The sequence below is a fragment of the Clostridium subterminale genome (genome assembly GCF_039521425.1).
Taxonomy (GTDB): domain Bacteria; phylum Bacillota; class Clostridia; order Clostridiales; family Clostridiaceae; genus Clostridium_J; species Clostridium_J subterminale.
Window position 1 is genome coordinate 310,961 of record NZ_BAAACI010000006.1, and the last position, 15,215, is coordinate 326,175.

14 protein-coding genes and 1 riboswitch are annotated in these 15,215 nt (G+C 28.5%); of the genes, 6 read left to right on the plus strand and 8 right to left on the minus strand.

All coding sequences use genetic code 11. The annotated features are described in order from the left end of the window. The first annotated feature begins 329 nt into the window (after positions 1–329). The gene (locus tag ABDZ93_RS10390) at positions 330–2,318 is read left to right on the plus strand and encodes a methyl-accepting chemotaxis protein (protein ID WP_343826114.1); all 1,989 of its coding nucleotides are present in this window, start codon (positions 330–332) and stop codon (positions 2,316–2,318) included. A gap of 83 nt (positions 2,319–2,401) precedes the next feature. On the opposite strand, the gene ABDZ93_RS10395 is transcribed toward ABDZ93_RS10390, so the two are convergent. From ABDZ93_RS10395 to ABDZ93_RS10405, 3 genes are read right to left on the minus strand one after another with little or no spacing between them, the layout of a single operon-like run. Continuing rightward, on the minus strand, positions 2,402–3,166 hold the full coding sequence (locus ABDZ93_RS10395) for an ABC transporter ATP-binding protein (RefSeq protein ID WP_343826116.1): 765 nt from the start codon (positions 3,164–3,166) through the stop codon (positions 2,402–2,404). Continuing rightward, positions 3,166–4,245: a FecCD family ABC transporter permease gene (locus tag ABDZ93_RS10400; RefSeq protein ID WP_343826118.1), complete on the minus strand. Its 1,080-nt coding sequence runs from the start codon at positions 4,243–4,245 to the stop codon at positions 3,166–3,168. Before ABDZ93_RS10400 ends, ABDZ93_RS10395 begins: the two co-directional genes overlap by 1 nt. A 10-nt stretch (positions 4,246–4,255) precedes the next feature. Beyond that, entirely contained in the window at positions 4,256–5,281 is a 1,026-nt protein-coding gene (locus ABDZ93_RS10405; RefSeq protein ID WP_343826120.1) for an ABC transporter substrate-binding protein, read from the minus strand. Between the two features lie 141 nt (positions 5,282–5,422). Beyond that, a riboswitch (cobalamin riboswitch) is annotated at positions 5,423–5,596 on the minus strand. A 241-nt stretch (positions 5,597–5,837) separates the two neighbouring features. Between ABDZ93_RS10405 and ABDZ93_RS10410 the strand changes: the two genes are divergently transcribed. Both ABDZ93_RS10410 and ABDZ93_RS10415 read left to right on the plus strand, forming a co-directional pair. After that, positions 5,838–6,158, plus strand: a complete 321-nt coding sequence (locus ABDZ93_RS10410) for a (2Fe-2S)-binding protein (RefSeq protein WP_343826121.1) — start codon at positions 5,838–5,840, stop codon at positions 6,156–6,158. 172 nt (positions 6,159–6,330) lie between these two features. After that, on the plus strand, positions 6,331–6,507 hold the full coding sequence (locus tag ABDZ93_RS10415; RefSeq protein ID WP_343826122.1) for a (2Fe-2S)-binding protein: 177 nt from the start codon (positions 6,331–6,333) through the stop codon (positions 6,505–6,507). 77 nt (positions 6,508–6,584) lie between these two features. On the opposite strand, the gene ABDZ93_RS10420 is transcribed toward ABDZ93_RS10415, so the two are convergent. Then, positions 6,585–6,866 carry a hypothetical protein gene (locus ABDZ93_RS10420; RefSeq protein WP_343826124.1) on the minus strand — a complete coding sequence of 94 codons (282 nt, stop codon included), beginning with the start codon at positions 6,864–6,866 and terminating at the stop codon, positions 6,585–6,587. 497 nt (positions 6,867–7,363) lie between these two features. Between ABDZ93_RS10420 and ABDZ93_RS10425 the strand changes: the two genes are divergently transcribed. After that, on the plus strand, positions 7,364–8,725 hold the full coding sequence (locus tag ABDZ93_RS10425) for a short-chain fatty acid transporter (RefSeq protein WP_343826126.1): 1,362 nt from the start codon (positions 7,364–7,366) through the stop codon (positions 8,723–8,725). Positions 8,726–8,843: 118 nt separating this feature from the next. On the opposite strand, the gene ABDZ93_RS10430 is transcribed toward ABDZ93_RS10425, so the two are convergent. The 4 genes from ABDZ93_RS10430 to ABDZ93_RS10445 are packed head-to-tail and all read right to left on the minus strand — an operon-like array spanning position 8,844 to position 11,645. Further along, positions 8,844–9,755: a DUF4097 family beta strand repeat-containing protein gene (locus tag ABDZ93_RS10430; protein ID WP_343826129.1), complete on the minus strand. Its 912-nt coding sequence runs from the start codon at positions 9,753–9,755 to the stop codon at positions 8,844–8,846. A gap of 28 nt (positions 9,756–9,783) precedes the next feature. Further along, the gene (locus tag ABDZ93_RS10435) at positions 9,784–10,500 is read right to left on the minus strand and encodes a hypothetical protein (protein ID WP_343826132.1); all 717 of its coding nucleotides are present in this window, start codon (positions 10,498–10,500) and stop codon (positions 9,784–9,786) included. A 9-nt stretch (positions 10,501–10,509) separates the two neighbouring features. Further along, positions 10,510–11,277: an ABC transporter ATP-binding protein gene (locus tag ABDZ93_RS10440; RefSeq protein ID WP_343826134.1), complete on the minus strand. Its 768-nt coding sequence runs from the start codon at positions 11,275–11,277 to the stop codon at positions 10,510–10,512. Positions 11,278–11,279: 2 nt separating this feature from the next. Further along, complete coding sequence (locus ABDZ93_RS10445; protein ID WP_343826137.1) at positions 11,280–11,645, minus strand: GntR family transcriptional regulator; 366 nt, start codon at positions 11,643–11,645, stop codon at positions 11,280–11,282. 396 nt (positions 11,646–12,041) lie between these two features. Here ABDZ93_RS10445 and ABDZ93_RS10450 point away from each other — a divergent pair, with 396 nt between their 5' ends. Together ABDZ93_RS10450 and ABDZ93_RS10455 are read left to right on the plus strand one after the other, a co-directional pair. Continuing rightward, positions 12,042–14,459: a PAS domain S-box protein gene (locus ABDZ93_RS10450; RefSeq protein ID WP_343826139.1), complete on the plus strand. Its 2,418-nt coding sequence runs from the start codon at positions 12,042–12,044 to the stop codon at positions 14,457–14,459. A gap of 157 nt (positions 14,460–14,616) precedes the next feature. Then, positions 14,617–15,186, plus strand: coding sequence for a TetR/AcrR family transcriptional regulator (locus ABDZ93_RS10455; protein ID WP_343826141.1), 570 nt, complete (start codon positions 14,617–14,619; stop codon positions 15,184–15,186). Positions 15,187–15,215 lie beyond the last annotated feature (29 nt).

Genomic DNA, 15,215 nt, shown 5'->3' on the forward strand with positions numbered 1-15,215 from the left:
AATATTCTACATGTTAATAGTTTTTTTGCATATATATAAGATTTTTTTTCGCTAAAGTATTTATTATAATCATGTTGATACGATTATAATTGTGTAACCTTTAATAAATAAATAAAGTATATATTTTTCTAAATAAGATTACTATTTAATTTTAATATAGTTATATATTATAAAATATTCAATAGATTGAAAATTAAAATAGAAAGGAGATGGATAAAGTAAGTATCGACTAGTATCAAAAATACTAAATGAAAAGTAAAAATTGTACGTATGTGATGAGTAAGCAATGACTTATATGTAAGACTGGAATAAGTTATAGGGGGAGAATTATGTTTAAGTTTAATCGTCTAGGAACTAAAATGACTGTGTTTATAGTAGGCGTAGTGTTAATAGGAATGTTAACCACTCAATTAACTACCACAGTAATAATGAAACAAAATCTTAAAAAGGATACAAGTGAAAGAGGAACTACAGTAGTAGAAGAGTTAGGAAAGTCCTTTGAAAAAGAACTATTGCAGTATGAGAAAGATTTAAAATTAATTGGAGAAGATAGTGCTTTTAATAAGGAAGTGCTTAAGGATTCTGTAGCTTTAGAAGAGGTATCATCATTGTTTAAGAATTATACTGAATCTAATTCACAGATATTAAGTATATATGTAGGGTTTCAAGATAAAAGTATGCTTGCAGAACCTATATGGGAAGTACCAGCAGACTATGATGTAACCCAAAGAGAATGGTACATAAAGGCATCAGAAAGTCCTGAAAAAGTAATATGGTCAGAACCATATATTGATGCTGATAATAATGTTCCAATAATTACAGCAGCCAAAGCTATAGTTGAAAATGGAAAAGTTAAAGGAGTATTAGCTGTTGACTTATCTTTAGAGAATTCTTTAAACAATGTTAAGGAGTATAATGTAGGATATAAGGGTTATGCATTTTTAGTTAGTGATGAAGGGGTTGCTCTATATCACCCAACATTAATTAATGAAAACTTAAAAGAACAACCTATGTTTAATAAACTTTTTACATTAGAATCAAGTTCATATAAATTTAATGAAGGTAAGGAAAATTTAGAAGTATATTACTATACTATACCAAACTTTAATTGGAAAGTAGGAGCTGTATATAATGAGAGAGATATGCAAGCTAGTATAATTGAAATTAATAATTTTACTATAGCTATAACTTTTGTGGTGATGATAGTATTAGCTATAATATTATTTATACTTATAAAAAGAATATCTAATCCTTTAGTTAAGTTATCTAAGGAAGCAAAGTTAGTAGCAGAAGGTGATTTAACAATAGATATAAAATCTAAATTGAAGGATGAAATTGGACAAGTAACTAATAATTTTAATAGCATGGTTAAGGATATTAATAATATAGTATCAAATGTACAAAAATCTATATATCAAATCAATAGTGCTAGTGAAAATCTAAGTGCTATATCAGAAGAAACTACAGCTTCAACAGAAGAGATAAATGCTGCAGTTGCAGAAATAGCTAGAGATACTTCAGATCAAGCAGAAACTATTGTAGGTATAGTAGATAAGGTAGAAAAGCTTAATGAATCTATTGAGGATATTAATAATATTATCAATAAAATGAATGAACTATCTAATTCTTCAACAGCTGCATCGGAGCTAGGTCTAGAAAATGTAAGTAATCTAAATGTTAAGATTAATGAAAACACTGATGAACTTAATAAGGTAAATGATATATTCCAAGGATTAGTTTTCAAATTACAAGAAATAGATAAGGTTATAGATATGATAACTAATATATCAGATCAAACTAACCTACTAGCTCTTAATGCAAGTATAGAAGCAGCTAGAGCTGGAGAAGCTGGAAGAGGATTTGCAGTGGTGGCAGAAGAAGTAAGAAAATTAGCAGAGCAATCTAGTGATGCTACAAATAAAATCAAAGAATCTTTATCTAATATAAATAAAGAAACTAACAATGTGAAAAGTGCAATACTTTATGCTAATGATATAAATAAAGAAACTGCAAGTGCTGTATTAAGTACAGAGCAATCTTTTAATTCTATTAATGATGAGTTACAAGAAATAGTTGAATTAATAAGAGAGACAAGTCATAGAACAGAAGATATTAATAACTATAGTGGAAATATTTTAGGTGGAGTAGAAGATATTTCAAATAATGCACAACAGAATGCATCTACAGTTGAAGAAGTTAGTGCTTCTATAGATGAGCAAAGCGTTGTATTTGGAAGTATAGCACAACACTCTGAAGAGTTAGCACAATCTTGTAATGATTTATCACAATTAATTAACCACTTTAAAGTAAGTAAGTAGAAGTATTTTTAGACTGTGGTCATAGAATAAATTATGGATAAAATAAAGGGATATCTCAAGGTATTGAGATATCCCTTCATTTGTTACATAGGAGTATAACAAATATTTAATAAATTAGTTGTGGGATTTTCTATAATCATTGAATCAACGCCATAAACATCTTTGATTAATTCAGAAGCAAGAACTTCTTTAGGAGTACCATAGGCAACAATAGTACCTTCTTTTAAAACATAAATCTTATCGCAATACATAGCAGCAATATTTAAATCATGTATAGCAGCAATAACTTCTACATTAAGATTTTTTACAATACCCATAAGTTGAAGCTGATATTTTATATCTAAATGATTAGTTGGTTCATCTAAAATTAGACAGTCAGTTTGCTGGGCTAATGCCCTAGCAAGAATAATACGTTGCTGTTCTCCACCAGAAAGAGTTAGAAAGCTTCTATCTATAAAGTCTAGCATTCCTACTTTATTCAAAGAATCATATATTATGTCATAATCTTCTTTAGTATCTCTATCCAGAAATTTTTTATGTGGAGATCTACCCATAAGTAATATATCTTTTACTGAGAAATCAAAATTATAATTATTATGTTGAGATAGAACTGCTAGTTTTTTAGAAGTTTCTTTAATAGATAATTTGCTTAGATCAATATCATCTAGTTTAATTATGCCACTACTGGGTTTTAGGGTTCTATATATACATTTTAATAAAGTGGATTTGCCACTACCGTTTGGGCCAATTACCCCTATAAATTCTTTGTTATTAACATCTATATTAATACCTTTTAGAATATCAGTGTCACTTATTTTAACTCTCATATCTTCAGTTGAAATATGCATTAGTTGCTACCTCCAAATCCATAGGATTTTTTTATCATGAGCCATACAAAAAAAGGTGCTCCTATCATAGAAATCAATATACCAATAGGAATCTCTGCACCCTTTATTATAATTCTAGATAGGACATCTGCCCAAATTAGAAATATTGCACCTAGTATAGCTCCTATAGGAATTATTTTTTTATGATCTGTACCAAATATAATTCTAACTATATGAGGAATGATAAGTCCAATAAATCCAATCATACCTGAAGAGTATACTATTATACCGATCATTAAGGAAGTTATTATTAAATAAATGATTCTAAATTTATGTAAATCAGTACCTAAAGTCACAGATACTTCATCACCTAAAAGCATTAGGTTTAGAGTTCTATATTGGGTCATAAAGAATAATGTTCCTATAAAAATAATAGGAAGTATAAAAGAAATTTCATTCCAATTAGCACCAGCCAGACTACCCATAAGCCAAAAACTGATATCCTTCAATCCCTGAGCATCATTGGTAATATAAACTATAAAGCTTGAAAAGGCACTGCATACAGAGCTAAGAGCCATTCCAGAAAGAAGCAGTTTTACAGAATTAGTTCGTCCACCTATATTAGAAAGCTTTAAAACTAACATTGAAATAGTAAAAGCACCTATAAATCCCATTATTCCAATATAACTGCTACCAAGACTTGTTCCAATACCGAGGATAATTGCTAAGGTAGCACCAAGAGAGGCTCCTGAGGATATTCCAAGGATATAAGGGTCAGCTAAAGGATTTTTAGCAATAGCCTGCATTACAATACCAACTACGGATAATCCCATTCCAACGGCTATGGCTAAAACTATTCTAGGCATTCTAATCAACCATATAACATCTATTTTGGAAGTGCTCATAGAGATCTCACCTATATTAAAGAGTTTATAAAGAATAATACTATATACTTCTTTTATTGATATATTTACAGAACCAATGGCAACAGCTAGTCCTATTGAGGAAATAAGTATTATTAAAAGAACAAGAGAAGTACCTATATAAATAGGCATTTCCTTAAAAATATTAGAATCTTTAAATTTATTTTTATTTTTCATCGTCATAGTATTATTTACCTAAGGTTCCATATAAACCTTCAGAGAAAGTATTTATTCCATCTATAGTTCTGATACCACTAGAATACATTTCTCCTAAAGATATAGGATATACTCTTTTATTTTTAACAGCTGAAAGTGTTTGAAGAGATTCATCTTTCAAAATTTTATCTACTTCTTGTTGAGGAACATTATCATCACCTCTATCCATATATACTACAAATATACAATCAGGATTTAGATTTATTAAATCTTCGTTACCAATGCTATTTCCTTCAGGACTAAGTAAATTGGCACCAAGTTTTGTTATCATATCACCAGCTAAGGTACTAGCTCCATAAGTACTGATTTTATCCTTGGAGAACTCTAAAACTAAAGCATTTTGTTTTTCTTTACCCTTAACTGAATTAGATGTGTTTTCAACAGCCTCAGTAATTTTATTTACTAGTTCTTGCGCTTTATCTTCAACGTTGAAAATTTTTCCTAAGTTTAATATGTCAGTAATTTCATTATCAATAGTTTTCTCTTTAGCTACACCACTATTTAAAGACATATATGTATTAATACCATTTTCATTCCAGTAAGATACATCACCAAGACTTTTATCTTTAAAAAGGGAATACCAGCCAAGAATAAAGTCTGGTTCGGACATAACTACAGTTTCTTTAGATGGAGTAAACTCTTTTAAATAATTAACTTTTTCAAAAGCAGCTTTGTATTCTTCTTTTACAGGATGGTCAAGACCAGCAGCAGCTACTATTTTATCCTCAAGACCTAGAGCAAGAAGAGTTTCTATAGAGTTCTGATATACAGCAAAAACTTTTTCAGGTGCTTTATTAAAAGTTAGTTTTATAGGTTCTTTTTTGAAGTTATAAGTTTCAATTGTTACTGGATAATGAGAATCTGCGCTTTCATTTTGAGATGAATTAGAATTTTCTTTTGAAGTGTTTTTATTAGAGCTTCCATTACTACAACCTACAAGACTAAGGATAAGTAGCAAGCTTAATAAAATTGAAGTGATTTTTTTTAAGTGTTTCATTTGAATTCTCCTTTACTATTCCAATTATAATTAGTTAAATGTTATAATTTGTTATGAATACATAAGGATACTCTAAGTAAAACCATAGACAATACAACGTAGTTACTATGATTGATTAATATCACTCCTTACTCGAAGAGTATCGATATTTTAATATTGGAAAGTATCCTGACTTATAGATCATAATATTAACTAGCCTTCCCAAATCAATGACTCAGTGACTTAATTTAGTTAATACTCCCTAATTACAGTAGCGGTACTGTGTGGAAATTTCATCCATCTTCCTTTAAATTAACCAATATTATTCATATGCTATTATACCTAAACAAATCATACTCTATCATAATTGAGAAATCTTGTCAATGAATAAGGTGGAATAAATCTGTAAGTTGAGATAGTATTTGAATATATTGTTGAAAATAACAAAGAATAAAAGTATATGGTACATCAATGGCTGAGAATAAAGAATGAATATCAAATAATAAATATTGATTAACAAATATTATTAGGTTATAATGGAAATATATAAAATAAGAGATTATAGGAGGAATATAAAATGGCAACAGAAAAAATCGTATGTCTATGTAATGGAGTTACTTATGCTGCAGTAAGAGAGGCAATGGCTCAAGGAGCTAGATCAGTAGAAGATATTCAAGCTGCTACGGGAGCAGGAGATGTTTGTGGTGGATGCATTGAGAGAATTGAAAAAATATTAGGAGATGTATGCACATGTAGAAATGTCTCTACTAAAGAAGTAGTAAAAGCAATACAAAATGGAGATGATACTGTAGAAAAGGTAGGGGTAACTACAGGAGCAGGAACAGCATGTGGAAAATGTAAATGCGTTATTGAAAGTTTAATTAGCTCAAATAAGTAACACATATTACCATAGAAATAATTTAATTCATCAATTCTTATAAGAGATATGTATAAAAACCAAAAATATAGTGTATTGAAATGTAATTTATAGCAATACTATTAAAGAATAATTACATTATATATGATTAACAACATTAATCATATATGTCTATATTAAGGAGGAAGAGTAAATGTCAGAAAATAGAATTGTATGTACTTGTCAAGATGTAGACTATAACACTATTAAGAAGGCTATTGAAGATGGTGCTCAAACAGTAGATGATATAATGGAAGCTACTGGAGCAGGAACTGTTTGTGGAGCATGTATTAGTGAAATAGAAGAAATTCTTCAAGAAGTAAAAAAATAATTAATATGAATTTTTAGGTCTATATTGATATAACTACTTTTCATATCAATATAGACCTAAATTAATTTTTATAATTATTAGTTTTTCATCTGATTTTTAATATCATTCTTTATTTCTTTGGCTATTTCCTTTCCTCCAACCATAGCTTTATTGTAAATATTTTTAGCTAATTGACCTTCATCTCTAACCTCATCTTTCATTTGGTTTTTAAGGTCGCGAACAAATTTTTTTTCTGAAATAAATTCCTTAATATCGTCTTTCTTTTCACCATATTGAATTTTCATTCCATTATACATATCCTTAACTTCACCAGTAACTTTATTCATACCAGCTTTAACGTCTTCACCTATTCTGTTCATAAAAAATCTCCTTTCTTAACAATATTCTAAGTGATAATAGAAATGATTATTAACAGAATTAAAAGAAACATAAAATTTAATTCTATTTTCTATATAGTTTACTCAAAATGCATAATAATATTTAATGAATTTAATGGATATAGAAAATTAAATAGATTTAGTATATAAATTAGACTATGAGAAAAAATATTATATATGTATTATAAAGTAATAATATTTAAAAAAAGTAATATGTGTATTTAAAAAACACAGCTAATGTGGTATACTAAAAATGAATTAGGTATACATACCTTAAGTTGATATACATTTTGTGAAGTAAATTATACATAAAGCTAAGAGCGCTAACTATAAAGAAGCAGATAATAATCAACATAGTTAAATTTTTAACTATGTTGATTAAGAGTGTTGTAATTAGATAACAACAAATAGCTACATTAAAAAATATAACTATTTGCTGATATAAAGAAATCCATATATTCATCAAGGGGGGAAAGAAAATGTTTAAAAAATTTACGAATGGTTGTGTTAAATTAGTTCAAAATTACCTACCAGATCCATTTTTATTTTGTATCATTTTAACTTTCATGATCTTTATTTCAGGTGTTCTATTTACAGGACAATCTCCATTATCTATGATTATTCATTGGACAAATGGATTTTGGAGTTTATTAGCATTTGCAATGCAAATGGCATTAGTTCTTGTTTTTGGACATACTTTAGCTAGTGCACCAGCATTTAAAAAGATTACAAAAAAACTAGCTAGAATACCTAAAACTCCAACTCAAGCAATACTTTTAGTTACTTTTGTATCATCTATAGCATGCATATTGAACTGGGGATTTGGTTTAGTTATAGGAGCAATATTTGCAAAGGAACTTGCTAAGGAAGTTGATGGTGTTGATTATAGGCTTCTAATAGCTTCAGCATATTCAGGATTCTTATTATGGCATGCTGGATTATCAGCATCAATTCCATTAACTCTTGCTACGGGGGGGGAATCTCTAGTTACAGCTACAGCAGGAGCAGTAAGTGCTGCAGGAGTACCAACTAGCGAAACTATATTTTCACTATTTAATTTAGTTATAGTAGGAGTTTTAGTAGTAACTCTACCACTTATAAATAGAGCTATGCATCCAGATAAAGGAAATGTTGTAGTTATAGATAGGAACTTATTAAAGGATGAAGAAGAGTTCATAGAGATGCCAAAAGAAAAAATGACTCCAGCTGACAAGTTAGAAAATAGTAAAATGGTTACTTGGCTAATTTCAATAATGGGCTTTACTTATATAGTATATTACTTCATTACTTCAGGATTTGATTTAAATCTTAATATAGTAAACTTTATATTTTTATTTTTAGGTATTTTATTGCATGGAACCCCTAAACGATTTATAAATGCTTTAATGGATGGGGCTAAAGGAGCAGGACCTATATTACTTCAGTTCCCATTTTATGCAGGTATAATGGGAATGATGACTGGAGCTAATGCAGAGGGAATATCTTTAGCAGTTTTAATGTCTAATATGTTTGTAGTTATTTCTAATAAGGTTACATTTCCAATGTTCTCATTCCTAAGCGCAGGTTTAGTTAACTTTTTTGTTCCATCCGGAGGTGGACAATGGGCTGTACAGGCGCCTATTATGATGCCAGCTGGTGCTGAACTAGGAGTAAGCACAGCGAAAACTGCCATGGCTATTGCTTGGGGAGATGCTTGGACAAATATGATTCAACCATTCTGGGCTTTACCAGCACTTGGAATAGCCGGTCTAGGAGCAAAGGATATTATGGGATATTGTATAATAGATTTATTATACTCAGGAGTAATAATTGCTGTAGGCCTTACTGTTATAGGAATATAGAATTAATTTATAAAGTTAAATAATTAAAAACAAATAATATTTAGAATAATTTTAAATAGAGTATCTAAAAATTTACTAAGTTTTTAGATACTCTATTTATATTTAAAGTTCAAATAAATTAATTTACAGTTAGATTACCTACCCCTACATTTAAATCAAAGGTATATATATCTTCACCAGAAGTTTTAGCATTTATATCGATACTACCTACACCAGTAGAAGTATTTAACTTTACAGGAGAGTTATTTGGAATAGATATAACAGTTTTACCTACACCACCATCATAGGTCAAATTTCCACCAACCTCAGCAAATGCAATAGAAAGATTGCCTACACCACCATCAATATCTATATCACCACATTTACAAGAGAGGTCTATGGTTGTATTGCCAACACCTTGTTCAAGCTTAAAATCTTGAAAAACTATATCTTTAAGTGTAAGATTTCCAGCACCACCATCAATGTTTAATTTATTTATACTTATTCCATTGATAGACATATTACCAGCACCACCATTCAATTTTAAATCTTTATTAAAATCCTTAGGAATATTAATAGTAATTTCTCTAGATGTAGATTTATTAAAAAAATCTAAGTTTATAGCAGAATCTACACCATGTTCTTTAACATTAAGTGTATTTCCAATAACATCAATAGTAGTTTTATTTACAAAGGAGCTAGATCCTTTACAAGTTATAGTAAAATCTGAACTGTCAACAGAGTTAATAGTTACATTAGAAGCATGGATTGAAATAACCATATCTTCTATATTTTTCATAGGAATAGTTTTTGATATATTTTCATCATAAGTGGCTAAATTATTATTATTAAAATCACTAAAATTATTTCCAATATTATCCAAGTTATCTAAAAAGTCAGTACCTAAATTACCAAAAAGTTCATCATTATTAAAATTAATAGAATTATTGTCTTTAGGCCGAGATTTTACACCAAACTCTACATTACAACCAACAAGAAGGGTAGCTGTAAGGAAAAGAGTAGGAATTATAATAAAAAGTTTCTTCTTCATAAAAAACACCTCTATTTTAATAAATTAATTAGACTATATCTAGTTTTTTGTCTATTCTATTGGCAGCAACTGATTGAAGTATAATTAGGGCTAAAGTATCTATAATTATTGCCAATATATCTAATTCAATAGCTCCATATTTACCTATGGTCATATATACATAAGGTAAAAAGTACAATAAGAGATCAGCTATAAAGGAGTAAATAACATCCCCAATAATACAAGCACCTATGACAGCCAATACACATAAAGAGGTACTTCTAATATATGAACCTAATATTGCAATCAATGCGGTTATAATTAAATAACCTGTGATAGTCCCTAGTGATATAGATAATGAAATGTTAAGAACTATGGAGGGAAAATTACCAGAGTTAACCATTGCACCTAGAGTAACAATTATAGTAATAAATAAATTTACAAGAACCAATTCTAATAGATTGCCAAGAATAAAATCTATACCGGATATAGGAGTTAAAAATAAAAGTCGTCCATATTCCTTTGATAGTTGCATAGAAAATATTATCATATGAGCTATGAAGTTTGTAGCAATAAGAATTGAAATAGCTGGTATTAGGTCTAATCCTAAAGTGAATTTAGACAAAAATGAACTTGAGCCAAGAGCTAAAATTAAAATAATTGCTTCTATTAAATACACAATTCTCAAGGTTCTAAAGGTATATTTAGCTATACCTAAAATATTTTTTATTTTAATTGATTTACTTTTAGTTATTCTATTTTCCATATTATTCACCTACTCTGCAAATACCTTTCTATATATTTGATCTATAGACGTGCCATACTTTATACGTAATTCTTCAGCGTCTCCATTTTCAATTATTGAACCTTCACCTAAAAATATTACTTCATCAAAAAGCTGCTCAAGTTCGCCTACATAATGAGTTGTAATTATCATTGAAGCATTACTATCTAAATTATCTATAATTGCATTAATTATTTTATCTCTGCTTATGATATCAACTCCAGAAATAGGTTCATCTAAAATATATAAATTACAATTTCTACTTAAGGTTAGGCTAAGGGCAACCTTTTCTAACATTCCTTTAGATAATGATTTAAGTTTTGCATCTGTTTGTATATTCATAAATTTTAATAAATTTAAAGCTTTATTTACATCAAAGTCACTAAAGAAATCTTTATAAAACTTAAGAGCATCATTAACCTTCATCCATCTAAAAAGATAATCTTTTTCCTGAAGGTATGAAACAAACTCTTTAGTTTCCCTTCCAAGTAACACACCATTTATCCTTACCGTTCCTAGAGTAGGTTTAAAGATTCCAGATATAACATTTAGCAAAGTAGTTTTTCCTTGACCATTAGGTCCAAGAATTCCAAGAACTTTACCTCCTTTTAAGTTAAAGGTGATGTCATTTAAAATATGCTTTGCTCCAAAATTTTTGGAAAGGTTAGTTATTTCTAGTACATTACCAGAGAAAATATTTAAATTTACACTTTGTGATAGGTCATCTTTAGTTACTATGGTAGTTGCATCATTCTTCAAGGCTATTCCTCCTCATACATATTCATAATTAGTTCTAAAATTTCTTCTTTAGAAAAACCTAAGCTTTTACTTTTGTGGATAAAGTCCTTTAGTAATTCTTTAGAATATTCTTTTCTTAGGTTATCTACTATAGTCTCATCTTCCGTTAAAAATTTTCCGATACCCCTTTGAGTATTTATTAAACCTTCATTTTCAAGTTCAGAATAAACTCTTAATATAGTGTTCGGGTTAACTTTGAGTTCACTGGCATAATCTCTAACAGACAATAATCTCTCCCCCTTTTTTAGTTCTCCAGAAACAATTTTCATTTTCATGTAATTTTTTATCTGAATATATATAGGTTCCTTTGAGTTTAATTCTAACTCCATTTCATCACCTCATCTTATCAGTTATAGTGTCTTAATTACATGATACACTAATACTGGCTTGAAGGTTAATTTAAAAAAATGCCATATAATTTGATTAGAGTAAATTAGATATAATTAACTCTAATTTTCTTTAATTTATAAAGATTTACATAAACTTTGAGTTAAAATATTACAAGATAGTATAATATGTATTAATTAAAAATATAAATACATTACTATATATTGTAATATATTACTTTAAAATGTATAATTGATGGTGTGAATATACATTTATAAAGAAATATGAAGATATAGTATTAGTAAGCATACATATAAAATGAAGAAATTTGAAGAAACTAGGATTTTGTAATGATTACAGCAGCGTGAGAAAAGTTTTAATAAAGGGGAGGGAAGTTTATGGAACAGGTTTTTAATAGTCTAGATGAAATGATATTAGTAGTTGATAGTAAAGAAAAGGTTCTATTTGCAAACTCTAAACTAATAGAAAGGTTTGGGTTAGAGGAAGGAGATTTACAGAATTCTTATAAAAACATAGTTTTACAACAAGATAGGGATATACTAAGTAAACTTATATGTAATTTTGAAAAGTATAGTAATAGAGCCATAGAGTACACTTTTTCATTGCAAGATTCAGATAAAATTCACTGTGATGTAAATGTTAACAAAGGAACGTGGTATGAGGAGAGCGCTTTTTTTATTACTTTAAAAGAAAAGGAGATATATAGTAAAAAAGATTTAGAGATACTCTTAGATAAGTTACCCTATGGTATGTGGATGAAGGACATTACCGGCAAATATATATATGCAAACACTGATTATGTAAAAAACTTTAATGTTGATAAGAAGAAAGTTATAGGACATCATGATTGGGATTTTTGTGATAAAGACCAATATGATTATTATAATAAAACAGATTATGAGGTACTTGTTGATAAAAGACAAATACTAGATGAGAAATTGATTCATAAATCAGAAGGTTATGAATGGTTAGAAATTTATAAGGCACCAATATTAGATGAAGACGGAGAAGTGAAGTATATAATTGGGGTTTCAAGGGATATAACTTTTAATAAAAAAATAGAATTGGAATTATTAGATAGTCATAAACAATTTTATGCTTTAAATGAGGTGTTAAGTCATGGTTACAACGAAGGTAATGGAAGATTTGATAATTTAAAAGAAGAAATTATCCACAAACTAGGTGCAGATGCTATAAATATATGGGCATATGACGATAAGGAAGGTAAGCTTACTTGTAAATATTATTTAGGAAAGTACAATGAAAGAGATATTAATAATATAGAAATTCCAATAACATATGAAGAGTTGGATAGATTTTTTACACAAGAAGACAGTGAGGGGCTAAAGCCTCTATGTGAAAGAAAAAATTACCCTAATAAAGATATACTAGAAAAAAAAGGTGTAAAATTTGTGGGAATTTATAAGCTTGAATACAATAATAAGATTATTGGAGTTATGCATTTCTTATATAGTAAAAAGGATGATGCAAGACTAAATAATGATAATTTTATAAAAATATTATGTAATCAAATTGCAGTAATAATAAAAAATGATAGTTTATCTAAACAGATTAAATTAGAACTTGAAAAACGTATGCAAACAGAAAATGAGTTACAGTTATTTTTAGATACTGCCATTGATTTAATGGTAATAATTGGTAAAGATGATAAACATAGAAAGTTAAATGCAGGATGGGAAAAGACTTTAGGATGGAGTAGAGAGGAACTCTTAGAGATGAAGTGGACAGACATAATTCACCCAGAAGACTTAAAATCAAAAGAAGAGTTTGTAAGAAAATTAAGAGCTGAAGAGAAAATAATGAGTTTTAAAATTAGACTTATGTGTAAAAATGGAGATGCAAAGTGGATTCAATGGAATAGTAGATATTTAAATAGCAGAGGAATAGCTATATGCACAGGAAAGGATGTAACAGAGCAGCATCGGTTAGAAGAACAAAGAAAAAGTTATGAAGAAGCTATAAAATTAGAGCAAATTAAAGGTGAATTTTTCTCAAATATATCTCATGAATTCAAGACCCCTTTAAATATTATTCTTACTACTATGCAACTTATAAATAGTAATATAGAAAGGGAGCGTATTTGTGCAGATAAAGGTGTAGATTTAGAGAGATACATGAATTCAATTAAACAAAATTCTTATAGGCTATTAAGACTCGTTAATAATCTAATAGATATAACTAAGATAGATGCAGGATACTATAAATTGCAACTTGAAAATCATAATATTGTTAATGTAGTAGAAGATATCACAATTTCTGTAGCTCAGTATGTAGAAAATAAAGGAATAGAATTAATCTTTGATACAGAAATTGAAGAAGAAATAATTGCTTGTGATCCAGATAAAATTGAGAGAATAATGCTTAATTTATTATCTAATGCAATTAAGTATACAAAGGTAAATGGAAGAATAGAAGTATATTTAGGTATTGAAGACGGAAAAGTCTTTATATCAGTTATGGATAATGGAGAAGGAATAGATAATGAAAAAGTAAATTTAGTATTTAACAGGTTTATCCAAGTGGATGATACCTTAGAAAGAAGATGTGAAGGTAGTGGAATTGGATTGTCACTAGTTAAATCTTTAATTGAAATGCATGGTGGTAACATCAATGTGACAAGTAAAGTTGGGGAAGGAACTAAATTTACATTTTATCTTCCAATAAGAATTGTAGAAATGGAGGAGGGAGCTAGAGAATCTACTACGCATAAAAGCGAAATGATAAGCTCAAAGGTAGAAAAGTGCAATATAGAATTTTCCGATATATATAATTAATAGACCTACTCAGAAAGTATAATTAGAAATCTATAATTTAATTTATTGTTTAGTCAGTATATAAATAGTATAATAATCTGTATAACACTAAAATGATAAAATATAAATTATAAGGAGTTGTGTTGCTTCATATCATAAATGGATATAAGCGTAAATTATGAATAAGACTAGAAAAATTATTTTTGAGGCTGCAATAAAAGTATTTTCAAGCAATGGCTACGAGAGTGCTACTATGGATGAAGTAGCAAGCGAGGCTGGAGTTGCAAAGGGAACTTTATACTATCACTTTAAAAGCAAAGAGGAATTATTTTATTTTGTTGTAAAGACCGGAATTGATTTAATAAATATTGAAGTAGAAGAGTCAATAAAAGAAATAAGTGATCCTATAGAAAGACTAAAAGAATCTGCTAGGGTTCAGTTAAAATATGTGTATATTAATAAAGATTTATTCAGAGTAATAATGAGTCAAGTATGGGGACAAAAGGAACGTCATGAAGAAATAAGAGAGCAAGTGATGCATTTAATTAGTATGAATTCTAAATTTTTAGAAGGCATTACAAAAGAAAGACATATTGCTGATGGAGATTCAGATATATTAAGCTACTGCTTTATAGGAGTATTATTTTCATCTGCACTCTATGAAATTATAAATAATGATAATTATGATCATGATGAAGTAGTAGAGAAATTCATGAATTATATTAACTATGGCATAAGGCTATCTTGAGACCTTAAGTTTAAATAGAAAATAATATA

Coding starts and splice junctions, on each gene's coding strand:
- ABDZ93_RS10390 (WP_343826114.1), top strand. CDS start 330: ATGTTTAAGTTTAATCGTCTAGGAACTAAAATGACTGTGTTTATAGTA.
- ABDZ93_RS10395 (WP_343826116.1), bottom strand. CDS start 3,166: ATGCATATTTCAACTGAAGATATGAGAGTTAAAATAAGTGACACTGAT.
- ABDZ93_RS10400 (WP_343826118.1), bottom strand. CDS start 4,245: ATGAAAAATAAAAATAAATTTAAAGATTCTAATATTTTTAAGGAAATG.
- ABDZ93_RS10405 (WP_343826120.1), bottom strand. CDS start 5,281: ATGAAACACTTAAAAAAAATCACTTCAATTTTATTAAGCTTGCTACTT.
- ABDZ93_RS10410 (WP_343826121.1), top strand. CDS start 5,838: ATGGCAACAGAAAAAATCGTATGTCTATGTAATGGAGTTACTTATGCT.
- ABDZ93_RS10415 (WP_343826122.1), top strand. CDS start 6,331: ATGTCAGAAAATAGAATTGTATGTACTTGTCAAGATGTAGACTATAAC.
- ABDZ93_RS10420 (WP_343826124.1), bottom strand. CDS start 6,866: ATGAACAGAATAGGTGAAGACGTTAAAGCTGGTATGAATAAAGTTACT.
- ABDZ93_RS10425 (WP_343826126.1), top strand. CDS start 7,364: ATGTTTAAAAAATTTACGAATGGTTGTGTTAAATTAGTTCAAAATTAC.
- ABDZ93_RS10430 (WP_343826129.1), bottom strand. CDS start 9,755: ATGAAGAAGAAACTTTTTATTATAATTCCTACTCTTTTCCTTACAGCT.
- ABDZ93_RS10435 (WP_343826132.1), bottom strand. CDS start 10,500: ATGGAAAATAGAATAACTAAAAGTAAATCAATTAAAATAAAAAATATT.
- ABDZ93_RS10445 (WP_343826137.1), bottom strand. CDS start 11,645: ATGGAGTTAGAATTAAACTCAAAGGAACCTATATATATTCAGATAAAA.
- ABDZ93_RS10450 (WP_343826139.1), top strand. CDS start 12,042: ATGGAACAGGTTTTTAATAGTCTAGATGAAATGATATTAGTAGTTGAT.
- ABDZ93_RS10455 (WP_343826141.1), top strand. CDS start 14,617: ATGAATAAGACTAGAAAAATTATTTTTGAGGCTGCAATAAAAGTATTT.